Here is a 19,542-nt window from a genome sequence, read left to right as displayed (position 1 = left end):
GCTCGATCATCCCGGGAGGAGACGGCGATGGCGATCAAACTCGACGAGCTCATGAACGCCACCAATCTGCGCGGGCGCGGCGCCAGCGGCACCTTCATTGCCCCGCTGGGCGGCAAGGCGCATGTATCGGGCGATCGCTTAGTACCCCTGCTCGACAAGACCATTCCCGAACTGTTTTCCGAAACGGTGAGCAGATACGCCACGCTCGACGCCGCCGTTTTCGTTGGCCAGGACAAGCGCTTCACCTGGAGCGAGCTCTCGGACGCGGTCGACGCCTTGGCCGCCGGCTTTCTGGCGCTGGGTCTGGAAAAAGGCGACCGCGTCGGCATCTGGTCGCCGAACCGTTGGGAATGGCTGGTGACGCAGTTCGCCACCGCGCGCATCGGCCTGATCCTCGTCAACATCAACCCGGCCTACCGGCTGACCGAGCTCGAATATGCCCTCAACAAGGTTGGGTGCAAGGCGCTCGTCACCGCCGCCCAATTCAAGACATCCGACTATCTCGGCATGATCGGAACGCTTGCGCCCGAGCTCGCCGCCGCCGAGCCCGGCAAGCTCAAGGCCAAGAAACTGCCGGCGCTGAAGATCGTCATCCGGATGGGCGACGACAATTCGCCCGGCATGTTCAATTTCGGCGATGTGCTGGCCATGGCCGGGCGTGACGAACATGACAGCCTCGACCGCATCTCCGAAGGCCTGAAGCCCGGCGACGCCATCAACATCCAGTTCACCAGCGGCACGACGGGTGCGCCGAAGGGCGCGGCGCTGACGCATTCCAACATCGTCAACAACGGCAATTTCGTCACTTCGGCGATCAGGCTCACCGTCGACGATCGGCTCTGCATCCCGGTGCCGCTTTACCATTGCTTCGGCATGTCGATGGGCACGATGGGCTGCGTCTCCAAGGGCGCCACCATGGTTTTCCCGGGCGAGGGCTTCGATGCCGGCGCGACGCTGAAAGCGGTCGCGCAGGAGCGCTGCACCGGCCTCTATGGCGTGCCGACCATGTTCGTCGCCATGCTCGACCATGTCGATTTTTCCAGCTTCGATCTCTCCAGCCTGCGCACCGGCATCATGGCCGGTTCGCCATGCCCGATCGAGGTGATGAAGAAGGTCGTCTCGCTCATGCACATGGCGCAAGTGACCATCGCCTATGGCATGACGGAGACCAGTCCCGTTTCCTTCCAGAGCAGCGTCGACGATCCGCTGGAAAAGCGCGTCTCCACCGTCGGCCGCATCCACCCGCATGTCGAGGTCAAGGCGATCGGCACCGACGGCGCCACCGCCGCGGTCGGCGAGCCTGGCGAGCTCTGCACGCGCGGCTATTCGGTGATGAAGGGCTATTGGGACGACGCCGACAAGACCCGCGAGGCGATCGACGCCGACGGCTGGATGCACACCGGCGACCTCGCGACGATCGATGCCGAGGGCTATTGCAACATTGTCGGCCGGGTGAAGGACATGGTCATCCGCGGCGGCGAGAACGTCTATCCGCGCGAGGTCGAGGAATTCCTCTATCGCCATCCCAAGGTCAAGGAAGTTCAGGTTTTCGGCATTCCCGACGACAAATATGGCGAGGAGCTCTGCGCCTGGATCGTGCTGAAGCCCGGCCAGATCGCCACCGCCGAGGAGATCAAGGCCTTCTGCGCCGGCCAGATCGCGCACTACAAGATACCGCGCTACATCCGCTTCCGCACCGAGCTGCCGATGACGGTGACCGGCAAGCCACAGAAATTCCTGATGCGCGAGGCGATGGTGGAGGAATTGGGATTGGTAGCGCAGAAGACGGCGTGAAACGGCATTTATGGAAAACGAATTTCCAAATTTTGCGGCGCTGAAAGCCGCCAAAATCGAAAACATAGATTATCGCATAGTCGTCCGGCGCGGCGCGCGAACCGGCAGTGCCATCGTCATCGCCCCGCATGGCGGCAAGATCGAGCCCCGTACCTCCCTGATCACCGAGACGATAGCAGGGGACGATCTCGATATGTATTGCTTTGAAGGGCTCATGCCGGAAAGCAACCGGGAGCTGCACATAACATCCAGGAACTTTGACGAGGCAACCGCGCTGGAACTGTTGCGGACGAAGTCCACTGTCGTTGCTATCCACGGTCGCCAGGATCGGGATGATCTCGCGACAGTCTACATGGGCGGCAAGGACGCCGCGTTGGTTTCAGAGATAGCCTGGCGTCTGCAGGAGGCCGGCTTCCAGACAAAAAAGGATAACCATCCGTTTCCGGGTATCCAGGATTCGAACATCGTCAACCGAGGACTGACGGGCAAAGGCGCACAGCTGGAAGTGCCCTTCTCGCTGCGCCGTCGAATGGGGAACGAGTCGGAACTTCTGGAAAGATTCTGTGGGGCGGTTCGCAAGGCCATCGAGGCATTCGACGCCAGAAATGATGCCCGGTCCTCAATCGTGTTTTGAACCGTGCGCTTGGCGGGCAAAGATGCCCATGAGAGGTGCTCCCCACGCTCTTTTCCGCTAAGTTCGCGCAAACGCGTGGCGTTCGGGGGCTTGAATGACTGGTTACGGGCGGTCGGTGACTTCCTACACGATGCCGTTGGCCGCGCTGGCGATGGCTCTCGCGGTCAGGGCCGGCGGCCTTTCGGTCGACGAAGGGTCGCTGAACGCCAGGATACTGGTTGGAGCGCTGTCGAGCGCCATCATGTTCACCACCATTTTCGTGGTGCTCGACCACGCCGAGGCGCTCGCCCGGCGCATAGGGGAGCCCTACGGAACCTTGGTGCTGACTTTTGCGGTGACGGCAATCGAAGTGTCGATCATCGTCTCGATGATGCTGCATGGAGCAAACAACCCCACGCTGGCGCGCGAATCCGTTTTCTCGACGGTGATGATCACCTCCACTGGCGTTGTCGGGATATGTCTCACGCTTGGCGGCTGGCGCTATCGCAAGCAGGCGATCCTCCGGCAAGGGACAAGCGCCTACCTGTCGGTTCTGATCGCGTTGACCGTGATGACGCTTATTCTTCCGACCTACACCCAGGCCACGGGTCCCGGCACGTTTTCGGCGGCTCAGCTTGGTTTCGTCAGCGTCCTTTCGGTGCTTCTCTATGCGAGCTTCGTGTTTGCCCAGACCGTCCGGCACCGGGAGGACTTCGTCCAGGGACAGGCGCACGACGTTCCGATGCGAACCGCCTCCCACGACAGCATTTTCGTCAGCGCCCTGCTGCTGCTGAGCGGGCTCATCGGCATTGTCCTGCTCGCAGAGCAGGTCGCCGCGAGCGTGGAGGATGCGCTCGCGGCCTATAAGGTGACCCAGGCCGACAGCATCGTGGGAGCAATGATCGCGGCACTGGTTTTGATGCCGGAGGCGATCTCGGCGATCCGCGCCGCCTTCAAGAATGAGCTGCAGCGCAGCCTGAACGTCGCGATGGGCTCGGCCTGCGCCACGATCGGCTTGACGATACCGGCGGTCGCGGCCGCCAGCCTGCTGACGGGCAGGGGCCTGACCTTGGGGCTCCCGGCGTCCGATGCCGTGCTTCTGGTGCTGGCGCTTTTCATATGCAGCGTAAGCTTCAGCACCGAAAGAACGACGTTCCTGACCGGCATGGTGCACGTCGTGGTGTTTTTCACCTATGTGTTCCTGATCTTTGTGCCGTGAAATGGTTGCAGCCTGCCATCAGGCGCAGGGATAGAAAGCGCCTCGAAAGGCGCCTCACATCCTCAGCACCGCCCGATCCAGCCCGCGTATGATCCGCGCCAGTTCCGCGCACTCGTCCTGGCGCACCTTGTTCTTGCGCCAGGCCATGCAGATCATGCGCTGCGGCATCGGCTCCTGGAACGGCACGATCCTCAGATCCGGCATGACTCCGGCGGCACTTGCCGCCATTTCCGGCACCAGCGTGACGCCGAGCCCATGCGCCACCATCTGCAAGAGCGTCGTCAGGCTGGTCGCGCCGTAGCTTGCCATCGCCACCGGCCGCACATTGCCGCAGACGGCCAGGGCCTGCTCGCGCAGGCAGTGGCCTTCTTCCAGAAGCATCAGCCGCTCAAGCGCCGGGCTTTCCGGTGGCACCGGTGGCGAGGCGAAGGCCGGATCGCCGGCCGGAACGGCGAGGAAGAAGCGGTCTGGAAAAAGCCCTTCGGTGACGATCGCCGGCTGATCGAGCGGCAAGGCCGCGATGAAGGCGTCGAGCCGGCCGGACGTCGCGTCCTCGACCAGCGACGCGGTCACCGCTTCGCGCAGTTCGAGCTGGAGGGAAGGGTAGTGCCTTCTCAACTCCGGCAGCACATGCGGCAGGAGGTAGGGCGCGACCGTCGGGATGATGCCCAGCCGGAAGCGTCCCTCCATGGTAGGGCGGCCGCGCCGGGCAGTCGTCTCGACGTCACGTATTTCGGCCAGAATGCGCTCGATACGCGGCTGCAGGGCAAGCGCCTCGTCGGTCATGCGCACCGTCTTGCCGCCGCGCTCGAACAACAGGCAGTTCAGCCGCTCTTCCATCTCGGCGATCTGCGCGGAAAGGGCCGGCTGGCTGACGCCGGCAAGCTTCGCTGCACGGCCGAAATGCAGCGTCTGCGCCAGCGCGTCGAAATACTGCATCTGTCGGACGGTGAGGCCAATCATAAGAAAATCCTATCAAATGAAACAGGAAAGGCAATTTGTCTTTATCGGCTGGCCGGCCTAGTCTGGAATCATTCCAGGTTGGCGCGGCCAGCGGCCGCCCCCGAGAATTTCGGGAAAAATCAACCTCGGCAAAATTCAACCTCGGCAAAAACCTCTGCAGAATCGGAGACTAAGATGGACGCCAAAACCGACGATAACAGCGCTGGCAAATGCCCAGTGGCGCATGGATCCGCCGGCCGGACCAACCGTGACTGGTGGCCGAACCAGCTCGACCTTGCCGTCCTGCATCAGCAGTCGAACCTGTCGGACCCGATGGGCGAAGATTTCGACTACGCCAAGGAGTTCGCGAGCCTCGACCTCGATGCGGTGGTCAAGGACCTCACCAAGGTCATGACGGATTCGCAGGATTGGTGGCCGGCCGACTTCGGCCATTACGGGCCGCTCTTCATCCGCATGGCCTGGCACAGCGCCGGCACCTATCGCATCGGCGACGGCCGCGGCGGCGCCGGTGCCGGCCAGCAGCGCTTCGCGCCGCTGAACAGCTGGCCGGACAACGCCAATCTCGATAAGGCGCGCCGGCTGCTGTGGCCGGTCAAGCAGAAATACGGCCGCAAGATTTCGTGGGCCGACCTTCTGATCCTCACCGGCAACGTCGCGCTGGAATCGATGGGCTTCAAGACCTTCGGCTTCGCCGGCGGCCGCGCCGATGTGTGGGAGCCGGAGCAGGACGTGGACTGGGGCTCCGAAACTAAGTGGCTCGGGGATGAGCGGTATTCGGGCGACCGTGAACTGAGCGGCCATCTCGGCGCCGTGCAGATGGGCCTCATCTACGTCAACCCGGAAGGCCCGAACGGCAAGCCGGATCCGATCGCCGCCGCGCGCGACATCCGCGAGACCTTCGGCCGCATGGCGATGAACGACGAGGAAACCGTGGCGCTGATCGCCGGCGGCCATACCTTCGGCAAGACCCATGGCGCCGGTGACGCCTCGCTGGTGGGCGCCGAGCCCGAAGGCGCGGGCATCGAGGCGCAAGGCCTCGGCTGGTCGAGCAAATACGCCTCCGGCATCGCCGGCGACGCCATCACCTCGGGCCTCGAGGTCATCTGGACGACGACGCCGACCAAATGGAGCAACAACTTCTTCGACAACCTGTTCAATTACGAATGGGAGCTGACGAAGAGCCCGGCCGGCGCCCATCAATGGACGCCGAAGGCCGGCGCCGGAGCCGGCACCGTTCCGGACGCGCACAACCCCTCCAAGCGTCACGCGCCGGCGATGCTCACCACCGACCTCGCGCTGCGTTTCGACCCGGCCTACGAGAAGATCTCGCGCCGCTTCCACCAGCATCCGGAACAGTTTGCCGATGCCTTCGCCCGCGCCTGGTTCAAGCTCACCCACCGCGACATGGGCCCGGTCGTGCGCTATCTGGGTCCGCTCGTGCCGAAGGAAGAGCTGATCTGGCAGGATCCGATCCCGGCGATCGACCATGAGCTGGTGAGCGAGGCCGACATCGCTTCGCTCAAGGCCAAGATCCTGGCCTCCGGCCTCTCGGTCTCGGAGCTGGTCTCGACCGCCTGGGCTTCGGCCTCGACCTTCCGCGGCTCGGACAAGCGCGGCGGCGCCAATGGCGGCCGTATCCGGCTTGAGCCCCAGAAGGACTGGGAGGTCAACCAGCCGGCCCAGCTCGCAAAGGTGCTGGCCAAGCTGGAAGCTCTCCAGAAGGAGTTCAACGCCGCGCAGGCCGGCGGCAAGAAGGTCTCGCTCGCCGACCTCATCGTGCTCGGCGGCGTCGCCGCGATCGAGAAGGCGGCGAAGGACGGTGGCACCGAGGTGACGGTGCCCTTCACGCCGGGCCGCATGGACGCTTCGCAGGAGCAGACGGATGTCGCCTCCTTCGCTGCCCTGGAGCCGAAGGTCGATGGCTTCCGCAATTATGCTCGCGGTCGGTTGCCGATGTCGGTCGAAGCGATGCTGGTCGACCGCGCCCAGCTCCTCACGCTGACGGCGCCCGAACTGACCGTACTGGTCGGCGGCCTGCGCGTGCTAGGCGCCAATGCCGGCGGATCCAAGCATGGCGTCTTCACCGATAGGCCGGGCACGCTGACCAACGACTTCTTCGTCAATCTGCTCTCGATGGCGACCGTGTGGGATCCGGCGGCCGGCTCAGAGCCGGGCTCGGACGAGGTCTACGAAGCGCGCGACCGCAAGACCAAGCAAGTGAAGTGGACCGGCACCCGTGCCGACCTGATCTTCGGCTCGCACGCGCAGTTGCGCGCGCTCTCCGAGGTCTACGGCTCGGCCGACGCCAAGGCGAAGTTCGTCAAGGATTTCGTCAAGGCCTGGACCAAGGTGATGAACGCCGACCGCTTCGACATCGCCACGAAGTAAGATCGCATCCTCCCAACGAAAAAGGCGCGGGTCATGCCCGCGCCTTTTTGGCATTTATCCAGAGCTATCAGTCTTTCTCGAAGATGCCGGCCTTGGCGACCACGCCGGCAATCGCTCCGCCGATCAGCGGCGCGACGATGAACAGCCAGAGCTGGCTGAGCGCAGCACCGCCCGAAAACAGCGCCGGGCCGATCGAGCGCGCCGGATTGACCGAGGTGCCGGTCACCGGGATCATGGCGAAGTGGATCCCCGCCAGCGTCAGGCCGATGACCAGGCCGGCAAAGGCGGTGGTGTGCTTGGCGTTGGTGACGCCAAGGATCACCGTGACGAAGGTGAAGGTGCCGATCAGCTCCCACAGGAAGGCCGAGCTCATGCCCCATTTCGTCTCGTCCCAGCCATTGGCGCCGAAGCCGCCGGTGTGGCCGCCAGCCTGGCCCGATACGATGATCCACAGCGCCAGCGAGGCGATGATGGCGCCGATGACCTGCGCGATCCAGTAGGGGACGACATCCTTGGCCGGCATCCGCCCCGCCAGGAACACGCCCAGCGTCACCGCCGGATTGAGATGCGCGCCCGAGATCGGGCCGATCGCATAGGCCGCGGCGATCAGACCGATGCCGAACGCCAGGCCGATGCCTTCCTGTCCGAGCGGCAGCGCGCCGCCGAAACCGCCCGTGACCACGGAGGCGGTGCCGATGAACACCAACAAAAATGTGCCGAGAACTTCTGCCAGATAAGTCTTCATTGCCCTCTCCTTGTCGGACCCGCCAAACCGCGTTTCCCGCGCCGCGAATCACTGGTGGAAGAGTATTCCTGTGGACAACACTTGCAAAGCTGGGAGGTTAAGCAGGCCGACTTTCTTGCAGGCGTCAATCAAAACATTAGAAGTCTTTCATGTTCTGATCGATTGTTCTTGTTTCCCGGCCGCACCTCTCGCCATGGAAAAACCGTTCGGCCAAATCGTCCGGTCTTGAAACGTCATTTCATCGGCAAACCGAATGGAACTGTTTCAATCCTGGCCTGAAAGGCTTTAAGAGCGGGCTGGACCCGATTTGTAAACAGCTACGGAAAACAGGATGCGACTGGGCGGAAGGCTGGCGGCGGCGATAGAGATTCTGGAAGACATCGGCCGGCGTCACCGGCCGGTGGCCGACGCCCTGCGCGACTGGGGCCTGTCGCATCGCTTCGCCGGTGGCGGCGATCGCGCGGCGATCGGCAACATCGTCTATGACGCGTTGCGCCGCAAACGCTCGGCCGGCTGGCTGTTCGGCGAGGACACGCCGCGCGCCATCGGCTTTGGCGCGCTTCTGTTGGAATGGGGCCAGACGGCGCAGTCGCTCAACGACGCGCTCGATGGCGACAAATTCGCGCCGCCGCTGCTCGACGCCGGCGAGCTGAAGGCAGCCGCCGGCCGCAGGCTGGCCGACGCGCCCGACGTGGTGCGGGCCGATATCCCGGACTGGTGCGCGCCGCTGCTCGAGCGAGCCTATGGCGAGGCCTGGGTCGAGGAAGGCGCCGCCCTGGCGCAGCGCCCGCCGCTGGATCTGAGGGTCAACACGCTCCAGGCCGATCGTGCCAAGGTGCTGGCCGAGCTCCAGGGCACGGGTGCCGCGCCGGCGGCGATCGCGCCGCACGGCATCCGCATCCCGCCGATCGACGGCGACGGCCGGCACCCCAACGTGCAGGCCGAGCCGGCCTTCCAGAAAGGCTGGTTCGAAGTGCAGGACGAGGGTTCGCAGCTTGCCGCGGCACTTGCCGGCGCCGCGCCCGGCATGCAGGTGCTCGACTATTGCGCCGGCGCCGGCGGCAAGACGCTGGCGCTGTCGGCCGAGATGGACAATCGGGGCCAGCTCTTCGCCCATGATGCGGAGAAGGTGCGGCTGGCGCCGATCTTCGAGCGCATCCGCCGTTCGCACAACCGCAACGTCCAGGTCGTCAGCAAGCCCGCGGAGCTTGCGCCGCTCGCCAACCACATGGATATCGTGCTGATCGACGCGCCCTGCACCGGCAGCGGCACCTGGCGGCGGCGTCCCGACGCCAAATGGCGGCTGACCGAGAGGCAGCTCGATGCCCGCAAGGGAGAGCAGCAGGCGATCCTCGACACCGCGCAGGCCTTCGTCAAGCCGGGCGGTTTGCTGGTCTACATCACCTGTTCGGTGTTCGATGCCGAGAACGGCGAGCAGGTCGCGGCCTTCCGCGAGCGCCATGAAGGCTTTGCGCCGGTCGATCATCGTCAGCTCTGGGATGGCCGCTTCCCTGGTCATGAAGGGGCCGCACGTATCAGCGAAGGCGGCGGCATCTCGCTGTCACCGGCGTTGAGCGGCACCGACGGGTTCTATTTCCACGCCCTGCGCCGGGCTGCTTGAAGACAACCGGCTTTTGCTGCGCTGCAGCATAAAAGATTGCCTGTTTTGCCGGGCTCTGCAATAAACTTCGCCAGCAATATGAGGCAAAGCGCCATGGCAGCAGCCAAGATCGTACCCGCTCCCGACTTCGAGGAACGCGTCAGGGCGTCCTTTGCCCGGCAGGAGGCAATGGCCACGATCGGCGCCGAGCTGACGCTGGTGACGCCCGGCATCATCGAGATCGAGATGCCTTATTCCGCCTCACTTACCCAGCAGCATGGCTTCCTGCATGCCGGCGTCATTTCGACCGCTTTGGACTCCGCCTGCGGTTACGCGGCCTTTTCGCTGATGCCGCAGAATTCCAGCGTGCTGACCATCGAGTTCAAGGTGAATCTCCTCGCTCCGGGCAGGGGCGAGCGGTTCCTGTTCCGCGGTTCCGTGACCAAACCCGGCCGCACCATCATCGTCGCCGACGGCCAGGCCTATGCCTTCGCCGCCGACGGCGAGGCCAAGCTGATCGCCACCATGACCGGCACCATGATGACGGTGGTCGGCCGCGACGGGATAGAAGGCTGATCCATGGCGGGTGCAGTTCAGATTGCCGGCAAGGCGGTTCTCTTCGTCATGGCGGTCGAGGCCGAATACGGCCCGCACCTGAAAAACCTGTTCACGCCGCTGATGACCGGCGTCGGCCCGGTCGAGGCCGGTGTCAGGCTGGGCGCCGAGCTTGCGGCGTTGAAAGCCGAGGGAGCGCTCCCGGACCTGGTTGTTTCGCTGGGCTCGGCCGGCAGCCGCAAGCTGGAACAGGCCGAGATCTACCAGGTCGTGTCGGTGAGCTATCGCGACATGGACGCTTCGCCGCTCGGCTTCGAGAAGGGCGCGACGCCTTTCCTCAACCTGCCGGTGACGGTGCCGCTGCCTTTCGTCATCCCGGGTGTCAAGGCCGCCTCGCTATCGACCGGCGGCGCGATCATTTCCGGCGCCGCCTATGACGTCATCGATGCCGACATGGTCGACATGGAGACCTTCGCCTGCTTGCGCGCCTGCCAGCTCTTCGGCGTGCCGCTGGTCGGCCTGCGCGGCATTTCCGACGGCGCGGCCGATCTCAGGCACGTCAACGACTGGACGGAATATCTGCACGTGATCGACGAGAAGCTGGCCGCTGCCATCGACTTGCTGGAGCAGGCGGTCGTCTCCGGCGCGATCCGGCTGGGATAGGCCAAAAAGGACGGAAAGCCGCAGCGCTGAGCCCATTGCGCCGACTCGTTTCTTTCTCTAAAGGCTCGCCATGACGACGACAGCCAATCACACCGACACCGTACTGATTGTCGATTTCGGCAGCCAGTTCACCCAGCTTATCGCCCGCCGCATCCGCGAGGCCGGCGTCTTTTCCGAGATCGTGCCGTTCCAATCGGCCGAAGCGGCCTTCAAGCGCATCAAGCCGAAAGCGGTGATCCTGTCGGGCGGTCCGGCCTCGACCACCGACATCGGCAGCCCGCGCGCGCCGCAGGTCGTCTTCGACGCCGGCGTGCCGGTGCTCGGCATATGCTACGGCCAGATGGCGCTCTGCGTGCAGATGGGCGGCGTCGCCGAAAGCTCCAACCACCGCGAGTTCGGCCGCGCCTTCGTCGAGATCGAGAAGGAGAGCCCGCTGTTCGAAGGCCTGTGGGCGCCCGGCCAGCGCCACCAGGTGTGGATGAGCCATGGCGACCGCGTCATCGAACTGCCGCCGGGCTTCAAGGTGCTCGGCAAGTCGGAAAGCTCGCCCTTCGCCATCTTCGGCGATATCGAGCGCAAGATGTACGGCATCATGTTCCATCCGGAAGTGGTGCACACGCCGGACGGCGCCAGGCTGCTCCGGAACTTCGTCCACAACATCGCCGGCATCGAGGGCGACTGGACGATGCGCGCCTATCGCGAGCACGCGGTCGAAACGATCCGCAAGCAGGTCGGCAAGGGCAAGGTCATCTGCGCGCTCTCGGGCGGCGTAGACTCTTCGGTTGCCGCACTTCTGATCCACGAAGCGGTCGGCGACCAGCTGACCTGCATCCTCGTCGACCATGGCTTGATGCGCAAGGACGAGGCGGCAAGCGTGGTGGAGATGTTCCGCCAGCACTACAACCTGCCGTTGATCCTGGTCGACGCCTCAGACCGCTTCATCTCGGCGCTGGAAGGCGAGGCCGATCCCGAAAAGAAGCGCAAGACCATCGGCCGCCTGTTCATCGAAGTGTTCGAGGACGAGGCGAAGAAGCTCGGCGGCGCCGATTTCCTGGCGCAGGGCACGCTCTATCCCGATGTCATCGAAAGCGTCTCCTTCTCCGGCGGCCCGTCGGTGACGATCAAGTCGCACCATAATGTCGGCGGCCTGCCCGAGCGCATGAACATGAAGCTGGTCGAGCCGCTGCGCGAACTGTTCAAGGACGAGGTGAGGGCGCTCGGCAAGGAGCTCGGCCTGCCCGAAAGCTTCATCGGCCGCCATCCGTTCCCCGGTCCCGGCCTCGCCATACGCTGCCCGGGCGGCATCACGCGCGAGAAGCTGGAGATCCTGCGCGAGGCCGACGCCATCTATCTCGACGAGATACGCAAGGCCGGACTTTACGACGCGATCTGGCAGGCCTTCGCGGTGCTGCTTCCGGTGCAGACGGTCGGGGTGATGGGCGACGGCCGCACCTACGAATTCGTCTGCGCTTTGCGTGCCGTAACCTCCGTCGACGGGATGACGGCCGACTTCTACCACTACGACATGAACTTCCTGGGTGCGGCCGCCACCCGCATCATCAACGAGGTCAAGGGTATCAACCGCGTCGTCTACGACGTGACCTCGAAGCCGCCCGGCACAATCGAGTGGGAGTAGAGGGAGAACGGCGGCAATAGCGTAGTTTCGGCGGTGGTTTTCGCTGCCCTATGAATTGCCTTCATGTCTCACTCTTGCTCGGCTGGGGATCTCAATCTCGAGATGGCAGGCCGATCTGGGCCCGCATCCCGTAAAGTGCTTTCGAATGGTGCGAGCGCTGTAGCGTAGAATTGCCTGCGTAAAGGCGTGTCCGCTTTGCTCCTCGTCTCGGCCGTTTAAGCGGGCCTTGCTCGTTCCTGAAGCGGACTATCAACAACAACGCCAGCGTATTGCGCACAAGCGCTATCCAGCGGCCTCCTCCATCTCTTTCATGTCCTGAAAGCGATCCGCAATCCGCGGATGGAGCCGGCCACCGCCCGCCGCGCCGATGGCCATGACGATCTCGTCCGCGGCCGGGCCGTCGGCGATCTGAAAGTTGGCGGTGATGAAATGCGAGCGCCGGCCGTTCTCGCTCTTGTCCATCATCGGCAGCGACAGCAGCGCGCCTGGCGCGTTGCGGGTGTTGCAGAATTCGAGGTAGGTCGTGCCGCCGACGGCGTCGCGGAACACGTTGCCGAAGCGCAGCGTGTGGATCATGGCCGAGGCGTGCTCGATCTCGCCTGCGACCCCGACGGCCGCGGCCTTGCCATAGCTTTCGATACGTTCCGCCGGCATAAGCGCGAGCAGGCGATACGACCCCGAAATGGTCTCGGAGGTGCTGGAGACGATGACCGGACTGGCCCGCGACGGCATGACCATGGTGTGCGTGACGCATGAGATGGGCTTTGCCCGGGCAGTGGCCGACCGCGTCCTCATCATGGATGCCGGACAGATCGTCGAGAAGGGCACGCCAGACGCATTTTTCGGCCGCCCGCGTCATGATCGGACGAAGCTGTTTCTCAGCCAGATATTGAAGCACTAGAGTCTTTCATGTTTTGACGGAAGCGCATCCGGCGTTTTCGAAGTAGTTCTTGCATTCGGCTGCCTCGATGGTTTCGACGAGGTGGCCGATGTGTCGCCAAGTGTCCTCGACGGTGCGTTTCTGCGCCTGGCGCATCCAGTGCTTGATCTTGGCGAAGGCCTGCTCGATCGGATTGAGGTCCGGTGAGTAGGGCGGCAGGTACCAGAGCCTGGCGCCAGCGGCCTTGATCATCTGCCTGATGGCCGCCGACTTATGGCTGCCCAGGTTGTCCATGATGACGATGTCGCCGGGCTTCAGCACGGTGATGAGCTGCTGCTCGACATAGGCGCGGAAGCATTGGCCGTTGATCGGTTCGTCGAAGACGCAAGGTGCCGCGAGCCGATCACAGCGCAGCGCGCCGAGGAAAGTCAGCGTGCGCCAATGGCCATATGGAGCCAGGCCGCGCAGCCGCTTGCCCTTCGGCCCCCAGCCGCGCAGGGGAGCCATGTTGGTCTTGATCCAGGTCTCATCGATGAAGACCAGGCATTGGGGATCGAGGCCGGCCTGCCAAGATCGCCATCGTTGGCGCCGACGGGCAATATCGGCGCGTGCCTGCTCAAGGGCGAACAGCGTTTTTTTGAAGCTTAGCCCTTCGCGGCGCAGGAACTGCCACACCGCATTGTGCGAGACCTTGACCCCGCGCGCGGCCAACTCGTCCTTCAGCCGATGCAGCGACAGATCAGAGGTCTGGTTGATCCGCTCCACGATGAAGGCTCGATGCGGTTCCAGAAGCCGCCTACGGTGGCCACCCATCTTGCCCGGCGCCACCGAGCCGGTTGCCTGATGGCGCTGCAACAACTTCACGGCTGTCGAATTTGCAATACCGAACCGTTTGGCGGCCGACCGGCGGCTCTCGCCGCTCAAAACCGCCGCCACAACCCGCTCGCGTAAATCATCGGAAAGAGGTCGAACCATCAGATGCTGGCCTCCAATCCAGCCAGCATCTTGAATCACAAATCAGACGACGCGGGAATCCCTTCTGATTCAATCAAACTATGAAACGCTCTAGCCTTCCTGGGAAGGCAGAAGACAGAATCCAGTCGAATAGCTACGCGGCACCGTTGATGGTGGACTTTACCTGGCTCGTCCCTGCACGATGCGGTCGATCACCATGGCACAGAGCAGAATGGCGAAGCCCGCGAGCAAACCTTGGCCGACAGCGGCGTATTGCAGGGCGTTGAGTACGTCTTCTCCGAGCCCCTTGGCGCCAATCAGCGACGCGATGACCACCATCGAAAGACACATCAGGATGGTCTGGTTGATGCCGGCCATGATCGACGGCATGGCGAGAGGAAGGTCGACCCGCGTCAGCAGGAACCATCGCGTGGCGCCATAGGCTTGTGCAGCTTCGCGGATTGCCGGCGGAACGCCTTGCAGGCCAAGCGCCGTCAACCGCACGACGGGCGGCGTGCCGAAGATCAGCGTGGCGATTACACCAGGCGGCTTGCCGATGCCGAACAGCGCGATCACCGGGATGAGATAGACGAAGGCCGGCATGGTCTGCATAAAGTCTAGCACCGGCCGCAAGGCGGTGTAGACGCGCGGCCTGCGGCCACACCAGATGCCAAGTGGGATTCCGATCACCAGGCAAAGCACCGCCGAGGTTCCAAGCAGCGCCACCGTTTCGAGACTTTTTTCCCAGAAGCCGAGCAGGGCGAGATAAGCGAGCGCAGCGGCGGTGAAGATGGTGACCCGCGACCCGGCCAACTGCCAGGCGAGGATCAGGATGACCGCCATCGTCACCGGCCATGGCATGCCGGTCAGCGCGTAGGACAGACCGTCGAGTACCAGCGATATGCCGCCGGTGACTGCGCCGAAGAAGCCTTCGCCCGCATGCGATATCCCTTCCATCAGCCCGTCCAGCCCCGACGACAGGCCAACCTGCCAATCGCGATTGGAAGGCGCCGCCATGATCCAGCCGGCCGGGTTTGCCCAGGCGAAACGGTAAATTGAGAGGCCATAGGCCAAGATGCAGAAGATAAACGCGCACAGCGCAAGCAGATAGTTGAGCCCATGCCCCAAAGCCTGGTTCGATCGCCAGCGGGCGAAGCGGCGCTCGAGCAGCCGGTTGGCAAGGAACCCGCTTATGATCCGCGCGAAAAGCAGCGTCAAAAGGCCCGTTCCGATGAGCAAAGGCGCTTTCTGCCCGGCCGCCTGTGCTTGTTCGCTTGCCTTGTCCGCAGCTCTCTGCAACGCCGCGGCCGACAATTTCAAACCCTCGGCATTGTCTGCGCCTGAAGCTTGCGCCGCCTGTGCCTGTTCGGCCCGCGCCGTAGCTTGCTTGGTCAGCCGCTCGGCGCGCGCCTGCTCGGCCGCGCCGAGATTGCCGACCGCGCCGATGCCGACCTGAACGACCGCGAGCATTTCGAGAAAGAAGACGATCCAGAACAGCACCGCGATGCCACGCGCCGCCGCCCAGATCGGACCGAGCACCGCGGCTACGACGTTGAAGGGCCAGACAGAATTTTGCGCCCGCCGGATGCGGGAAAAGCGGTCGACATAATAATGCGGGTTCTGAACGGCGAACTCTTCGACCAGGCGGTCTTCAGTCGGCGGTTCGAGCCGCCCAGTGGCGTGCGGATCATGGGCGCTCACGATTGTCCGCCCTTTCGCAATCCATCCAGGAGAAGCTGCCTGTCGACGACGCCGACAATTGTTCCCTCTGCGTCCGTCACGGCCAGCGGCGCCTCATCCTGGGCCGCGAGTTCCACCAGTTCCCCGAGCGGCTGCTGCGCGACCACCCGGCGCAAAGATCTCACGTCCGACTGCGGGTTCTTTGCGCTGAAACCGCTGACGGGCTCCATGATGCGACCGGCGGTGATCACCTTCAGCCGCGAAATGTCGGCGACGAATTTAGCCACATAGTCGTGCCTGGGACCCGTCACGATGTCTTCGGGCGTGTCGATCTGGATGATGACCCCGTCCTTCATGATGGCGATGCGGTCGCCGATACGGATCGCTTCATCCAGGTCGTGGGTGATGAACATCACTGTCTTGCCCATCGACCGCGAGAGTTCCAGGAATTCATCCTGAAGCTGACGCCGGATCAGCGGGTCGAGTGCGCTGAACGGCTCGTCCATCAGAAGGATAGCCGAATCCGCCGCCAGCGCGCGGGCCAAGCCGACGCGCTGCTGCATGCCGCCCGAAAGCTCGTGGCAGTAGCGGTCGCCCCATCCCGAGAGATTGACCTTGGCGAGCGCTGCCTCGGCGACGTCGAATCGTTGCTGCTTGCTCGCCGCCTGGATTTCCAGCGGCAGCGCGACATTGTCGCGCACTGTGCGGTGCGGCAGCAGCCCGAAGCTCTGAAACACCATGCTGACCTTGCGCGACCTGATCGTCCTCAACTCGGCAGGCGTCTTCGTCATGATGTTTTCGCCGTCGACGAAAATCTCGCCGGCGGAGGGTTCGAGCAGTCGGTTGATATGGCGGATCAAGGTCGATTTGCCGCTGCCCGACAGACCCATCACGCAGAAGATTTCGCCGGGCGCGACCGAGATACTGACATCGGCCACGCCGACGACGCAGCCGAACCGCTTGACCACGTCCCCCTTGTCCAGCCTGTCGCGCAGGATGGATGCCATGGCCTCGGGCGCGCGCGGACCGAACACCTTCCAGACGCCGTTCATGACGATAGCGGGCGGAGCGGCCGAGCCGCTCCGCTTATGGTTCAGGTTGGCCGACACGGCGTCCACGCCTACGCTTCCCGGCCATGGTCGCCGTGCGCCACTCCGCTCAGTGGCCGAACCACTTTGCCACGTCGCCCGGATGGGCCTTGATCCACTCCTTGGCCACCTCGTCGGCCGGCTTCTTGTCGACGATGATAGCGTATGCCCATTTCGAGATGTCGTCCGGGTTGAAGCTCATACGCTCCAGCGCCGCCGTCAGGTCCGGCTGGCGCTGCGCCAGCGTGGCAGCATAGGCAACATGCACGGTGGTGTCAGCATAGGCCGACGACACCTTCGATTTTTCGAACCATTGCGGATCGTCGTTGGGCTGCACGACGACGAATTTCGCCGGGTCGTTCTTCGGCTCGGTCAGGAAGGCGAGCTTGTAGCGGGCGAAATTCTGGTGTGGGCTGTAGCAATAGCCGACCCATGGCTTGTCGGCTTTCGCCGCGCGGTCGAGCGAGGCCGCCGCCACCGCTTCGTCGGTCACCTGCAGGTCGAAGAAATCGGCAAAACCGTAGTCACGCGCCCTGACCTTCTCGATATTGGTCGACTGCCAGCCAGACGCGCCGATCCACATCTCGCCTTTGCCGTCGCCATTGGTGTCGAACAGCTTGGCGTTGTCCGGGTTGGCGAGATCGGAGACATCCTTGATGTGATATTTGTCGACCGTGACCTGGGTGACGCAATAGCCCTGCTTGGCTTCGTAGCCGTTTTGGGCGAGCTTCACGGTGCCAGCGCCCTTGACGTACTTGTCGACAAGGCCTTGCTGGTTGGGCAACCAGACGTCCGGCCAGATATCGACCTCGCCCTTGCCGCGATTCATCGCTTCCCAGATCACCGGAACGGCGGTGGTCGTCACCGTCGAGACATCCAGCCCCAGTTCCTGCTCGGCCGCGTTCTTGATGACGTTCATGACCGCCGTCGCGGTGGCGTAATTCGGGTCTGGCATCGTCACGTCGGCAGCATAAGAAGAAGCCGCGGGCGTCAGCAGAAGGACGCCGAGTGCGGTCTTGAGCAGGTAGCCTTTCATGGTGTTCCCCAACTTGGTTGCGCTGATTTCATTCAGTCTACCCATCAGGTTAGCGGAACATGCAGGCAATCCATCCCAAATTTCACCACATAAGGAAAATCGATGGAGTGCATAAGGTCGCTGGCGCTCCGCAACGTGCTCTAAGCCAGGTCGCTCTAGAAATAGGCTTGATCGGGCTCACTGGCCTTCCGGTTGGCAATGAAGGCCTGCAGCGCCTCGTCGATCGCCGGATCGAGGCCGGGGTCGTGGTAGTCCTCGAGCAGCCGCTTCCATTGCCGGTTGGCGCGCTGCGCGGCATCCAGCCGTCCTTCCTCGTTCCACTGCTCGAAGGAATTGTTGTCGCTGATGGAGGACCGGTAGAAGGCGGAAAGGAAGTTGGCTTGCGTATGCTCGCTGCCGAGGAAATGCGAGCCCGGCCCGACTGCCTCGATGGCCTCCATCGCTTGCGCGTTGACGGAAAGATCGATGCCCTCGAACAGGCTGGCGAGCTTGCCGCAGAGGTCGGCGTCGATGACCGTCTTCTCGAAGCCGGTCACTAGCCCACCCTCGAGCCAGCCGGTGGCATGGTTGATGACATTGGCGCCGGCAAACATCGACATCAATATACCCCAGGTCGCCTCCTGCTCGGCCTGGGCATCGGGAAGCTTGGAAGCCGACAGCGAACCGACGGTGTGGAACGGCACGCCGACGCGCCGCGCCAATTGCCCGCACGCAAGCACCATCTTGCCGGCCTCCGGCGTGCCGAAGGTCGGCGCGCCGCTCTGCATCGAGATGGTGCTGGCGAAGCTCCCCATCAGGCAGGGCGCGCCGGGATTGATCAACTGCACGAGGCTGAGGCAGGCCAGCGCTTCGGCCAGCACTTGCGCCAGCGTGCCGGCGACGGTGCAAGGACTCATCGCGCCAGCCAGTGTCCAGGGCGTGCAGGCGACCGGCTGGTTGTTGCGCGCATAGACCTTCAGCGAGCCGGACATGTTAGCGTCGAGCACCAGCGGCGCATTGGTGTTGGAGACGTTATAAAGCACGGCGTTGTTGGCGACGAATTCTTCGCCGAAGACGATCTTGGCCATGTCGACCGCGTCCTGCGCCCGCTTCGATCCGATGAACGCGCCCATGAAGGCGCGGTCCGAATGACGGATGTGGGTATAGAGCATGTCGAGATGGCGCTTGTTGGCCGGCAGGTCGACCGGCTCGCAGACGACGCCGCCCGAATGATGCAGATGCGGGATCATCTGGTGCATTTTCACCAGATCGCGAAAATCCGCGATCGTCGCATAGCGGCGGCCGCGATCGAGGTCATGCACGAAGGGGGGTCCCCAGGATGGGCAGAGCACCGTATTGTCGCCGCCGATCATCACCGTGTTCTCGGGATTTCGCGCATGCTGCTTGAATTGCGAAGGCGCGGTGGCGCGGATGATCTTGCGGCACATGCCGGGCTCGAAGCGTACCCTCGTCCCCTGCACGTCGGCGCCGGCGTTGCGGAAGATATCGAGGATCTCGGGATCGTCATGGAATTCCATGCCGACTTCCTTGAGCAACTGGTCGGCATTGGCTTCGATCAGGCTCAGCCCCTCCTCATCGAGGATGTTGAAGGTGCCGATCCTGCGGCGGATATAGGGGCGCCGCGGCGCCTGCCGCGCGCTGCGCTGGCCGAGCCTTCCTGCGCGGCCGCCGGTTCTCGGAGCATGCGTTTCGGTGGTGATCGTCGCTTCCTTGTCCATGGTCTGCTCC

At 63.7% G+C, this 19,542-nt stretch carries 15 protein-coding genes and 2 pseudogenes; 9 read left to right on the top strand and 8 right to left on the bottom strand.

Annotated elements, in window-relative coordinates:
• The first annotated feature begins 27 nt into the window (after positions 1-27).
• The 3 genes from FJW07_RS09415 to FJW07_RS09405 all read left to right on the top strand — a co-directional run bounded on the left by FJW07_RS09415 (position 28) and on the right by FJW07_RS09405 (position 3,626).
• On the top strand, positions 28-1,794 hold the full coding sequence (locus FJW07_RS09415) for an AMP-binding protein (RefSeq protein WP_140855986.1): 1,767 nt from the start codon (positions 28-30) through the stop codon (positions 1,792-1,794).
• A 10-nt stretch (positions 1,795-1,804) separates the two neighbouring features.
• The gene (locus FJW07_RS09410; protein ID WP_140855984.1) at positions 1,805-2,428 is read left to right on the top strand and encodes a poly-gamma-glutamate hydrolase family protein; all 624 of its coding nucleotides are present in this window, start codon (positions 1,805-1,807) and stop codon (positions 2,426-2,428) included.
• Positions 2,429-2,558: 130 nt separating this feature from the next.
• Positions 2,559-3,626 carry a calcium:proton antiporter gene (locus FJW07_RS09405; RefSeq protein ID WP_246680730.1) on the top strand — a complete coding sequence of 356 codons (1,068 nt, stop codon included), beginning with the start codon at positions 2,559-2,561 and terminating at the stop codon, positions 3,624-3,626.
• Positions 3,627-3,680: 54 nt separating this feature from the next.
• Here FJW07_RS09405 and FJW07_RS09400 read toward each other — a convergent pair whose 3' ends face one another.
• Positions 3,681-4,589 carry a hydrogen peroxide-inducible genes activator gene (locus FJW07_RS09400; protein ID WP_140855980.1) on the bottom strand — a complete coding sequence of 303 codons (909 nt, stop codon included), beginning with the start codon at positions 4,587-4,589 and terminating at the stop codon, positions 3,681-3,683.
• 174 nt (positions 4,590-4,763) lie between these two features.
• Here FJW07_RS09400 and katG point away from each other — a divergent pair, with 174 nt between their 5' ends.
• The gene (katG, locus tag FJW07_RS09395; protein WP_140855978.1) at positions 4,764-6,977 is read left to right on the top strand and encodes a catalase/peroxidase HPI; all 2,214 of its coding nucleotides are present in this window, start codon (positions 4,764-4,766) and stop codon (positions 6,975-6,977) included.
• A 67-nt stretch (positions 6,978-7,044) separates the two neighbouring features.
• On the opposite strand, the gene FJW07_RS09390 is transcribed toward katG, so the two are convergent.
• Positions 7,045-7,722 carry an MIP family channel protein gene (locus FJW07_RS09390; protein ID WP_140643940.1) on the bottom strand — a complete coding sequence of 226 codons (678 nt, stop codon included), beginning with the start codon at positions 7,720-7,722 and terminating at the stop codon, positions 7,045-7,047.
• 331 nt (positions 7,723-8,053) lie between these two features.
• On the opposite strand from FJW07_RS09390, the gene FJW07_RS09385 reads away from it, so the two are divergent.
• The 4 genes from FJW07_RS09385 (at position 8,054) to guaA (ending at position 12,176) form a co-directional block, all read left to right on the top strand.
• On the top strand, positions 8,054-9,343 hold the full coding sequence (locus FJW07_RS09385) for an RsmB/NOP family class I SAM-dependent RNA methyltransferase (protein ID WP_140855976.1): 1,290 nt from the start codon (positions 8,054-8,056) through the stop codon (positions 9,341-9,343).
• Positions 9,344-9,436: 93 nt separating this feature from the next.
• Positions 9,437-9,898, top strand: a complete 462-nt coding sequence (locus tag FJW07_RS09380) for a PaaI family thioesterase (protein ID WP_140643944.1) — start codon at positions 9,437-9,439, stop codon at positions 9,896-9,898.
• Positions 9,899-9,901: 3 nt separating this feature from the next.
• A complete protein-coding gene (locus tag FJW07_RS09375) occupies positions 9,902-10,540 on the top strand; it encodes a 5'-methylthioadenosine/S-adenosylhomocysteine nucleosidase (protein WP_140643946.1) in 639 nt (212 codons plus the stop codon).
• A gap of 70 nt (positions 10,541-10,610) precedes the next feature.
• A complete protein-coding gene (gene guaA, locus FJW07_RS09370; RefSeq protein ID WP_140855974.1) occupies positions 10,611-12,176 on the top strand; it encodes a glutamine-hydrolyzing GMP synthase in 1,566 nt (521 codons plus the stop codon).
• 282 nt (positions 12,177-12,458) lie between these two features.
• Here the strand turns inward: guaA and FJW07_RS09365 are convergent.
• Positions 12,459-12,845: pseudogene (locus tag FJW07_RS09365) on the bottom strand (amino acid synthesis family protein); the annotation flags it as partial.
• Between the two features lie 4 nt (positions 12,846-12,849).
• Here FJW07_RS09365 and glnQ point away from each other — a divergent pair.
• Positions 12,850-13,077: pseudogene (glnQ, locus tag FJW07_RS09360) on the top strand (glutamine ABC transporter ATP-binding protein GlnQ); the annotation flags it as partial.
• Positions 13,078-13,083: 6 nt separating this feature from the next.
• Here glnQ and FJW07_RS09355 read toward each other — a convergent pair.
• The 5 genes from FJW07_RS09355 to FJW07_RS09335 all read right to left on the bottom strand — a co-directional run bounded on the left by FJW07_RS09355 (position 13,084) and on the right by FJW07_RS09335 (position 19,532).
• Positions 13,084-14,031: an IS630 family transposase gene (locus FJW07_RS09355; protein ID WP_140855972.1), complete on the bottom strand. Its 948-nt coding sequence runs from the start codon at positions 14,029-14,031 to the stop codon at positions 13,084-13,086.
• 159 nt (positions 14,032-14,190) lie between these two features.
• Complete coding sequence (locus FJW07_RS09350) at positions 14,191-15,711, bottom strand: ABC transporter permease subunit (RefSeq protein ID WP_210239867.1); 1,521 nt, start codon at positions 15,709-15,711, stop codon at positions 14,191-14,193.
• Complete coding sequence (locus tag FJW07_RS09345) at positions 15,708-16,742, bottom strand: betaine/proline/choline family ABC transporter ATP-binding protein (protein ID WP_140856231.1); 1,035 nt, start codon at positions 16,740-16,742, stop codon at positions 15,708-15,710. Before FJW07_RS09345 ends, FJW07_RS09350 begins: the two co-directional genes overlap by 4 nt.
• A gap of 106 nt (positions 16,743-16,848) precedes the next feature.
• Positions 16,849-17,814 carry a glycine betaine ABC transporter substrate-binding protein gene (locus tag FJW07_RS09340; protein ID WP_181167159.1) on the bottom strand — a complete coding sequence of 322 codons (966 nt, stop codon included), beginning with the start codon at positions 17,812-17,814 and terminating at the stop codon, positions 16,849-16,851.
• Positions 17,815-17,969: 155 nt separating this feature from the next.
• A complete protein-coding gene (locus FJW07_RS09335) occupies positions 17,970-19,532 on the bottom strand; it encodes a trimethylamine methyltransferase family protein (RefSeq protein ID WP_140654063.1) in 1,563 nt (520 codons plus the stop codon).
• Positions 19,533-19,542 lie beyond the last annotated feature (10 nt).

Origin of the sequence: Mesorhizobium sp. B3-1-9, from assembly GCF_006439595.1 — a bacterium.
Lineage (GTDB): Bacteria > Pseudomonadota > Alphaproteobacteria > Rhizobiales > Rhizobiaceae > Mesorhizobium.
Note: the sequence above shows the minus strand (reverse complement) of the source record. Positions and strands in the feature narration are given on the sequence as shown.

Coding starts and splice junctions, on each gene's coding strand:
- FJW07_RS09375 (WP_140643946.1), top strand. CDS start 9,902: ATGGCGGGTGCAGTTCAGATTGCCGGCAAGGCGGTTCTCTTCGTCATG.
- FJW07_RS09345 (WP_140856231.1), bottom strand. CDS start 16,742: ATGAACGGCGTCTGGAAGGTGTTCGGTCCGCGCGCGCCCGAGGCCATG.
- FJW07_RS09335 (WP_140654063.1), bottom strand. CDS start 19,532: ATGGACAAGGAAGCGACGATCACCACCGAAACGCATGCTCCGAGAACC.
- FJW07_RS09405 (WP_246680730.1), top strand. CDS start 2,559: ATGCCGTTGGCCGCGCTGGCGATGGCTCTCGCGGTCAGGGCCGGCGGC.
- FJW07_RS09380 (WP_140643944.1), top strand. CDS start 9,437: ATGGCAGCAGCCAAGATCGTACCCGCTCCCGACTTCGAGGAACGCGTC.
- FJW07_RS09400 (WP_140855980.1), bottom strand. CDS start 4,589: ATGATTGGCCTCACCGTCCGACAGATGCAGTATTTCGACGCGCTGGCG.
- FJW07_RS09340 (WP_181167159.1), bottom strand. CDS start 17,814: ATGAAAGGCTACCTGCTCAAGACCGCACTCGGCGTCCTTCTGCTGACG.
- guaA (WP_140855974.1), top strand. CDS start 10,611: ATGACGACGACAGCCAATCACACCGACACCGTACTGATTGTCGATTTC.
- FJW07_RS09385 (WP_140855976.1), top strand. CDS start 8,054: ATGCGACTGGGCGGAAGGCTGGCGGCGGCGATAGAGATTCTGGAAGAC.
- FJW07_RS09390 (WP_140643940.1), bottom strand. CDS start 7,722: ATGAAGACTTATCTGGCAGAAGTTCTCGGCACATTTTTGTTGGTGTTC.
- FJW07_RS09355 (WP_140855972.1), bottom strand. CDS start 14,031: ATGGTTCGACCTCTTTCCGATGATTTACGCGAGCGGGTTGTGGCGGCG.
- FJW07_RS09415 (WP_140855986.1), top strand. CDS start 28: ATGGCGATCAAACTCGACGAGCTCATGAACGCCACCAATCTGCGCGGG.
- FJW07_RS09410 (WP_140855984.1), top strand. CDS start 1,805: ATGGAAAACGAATTTCCAAATTTTGCGGCGCTGAAAGCCGCCAAAATC.
- katG (WP_140855978.1), top strand. CDS start 4,764: ATGGACGCCAAAACCGACGATAACAGCGCTGGCAAATGCCCAGTGGCG.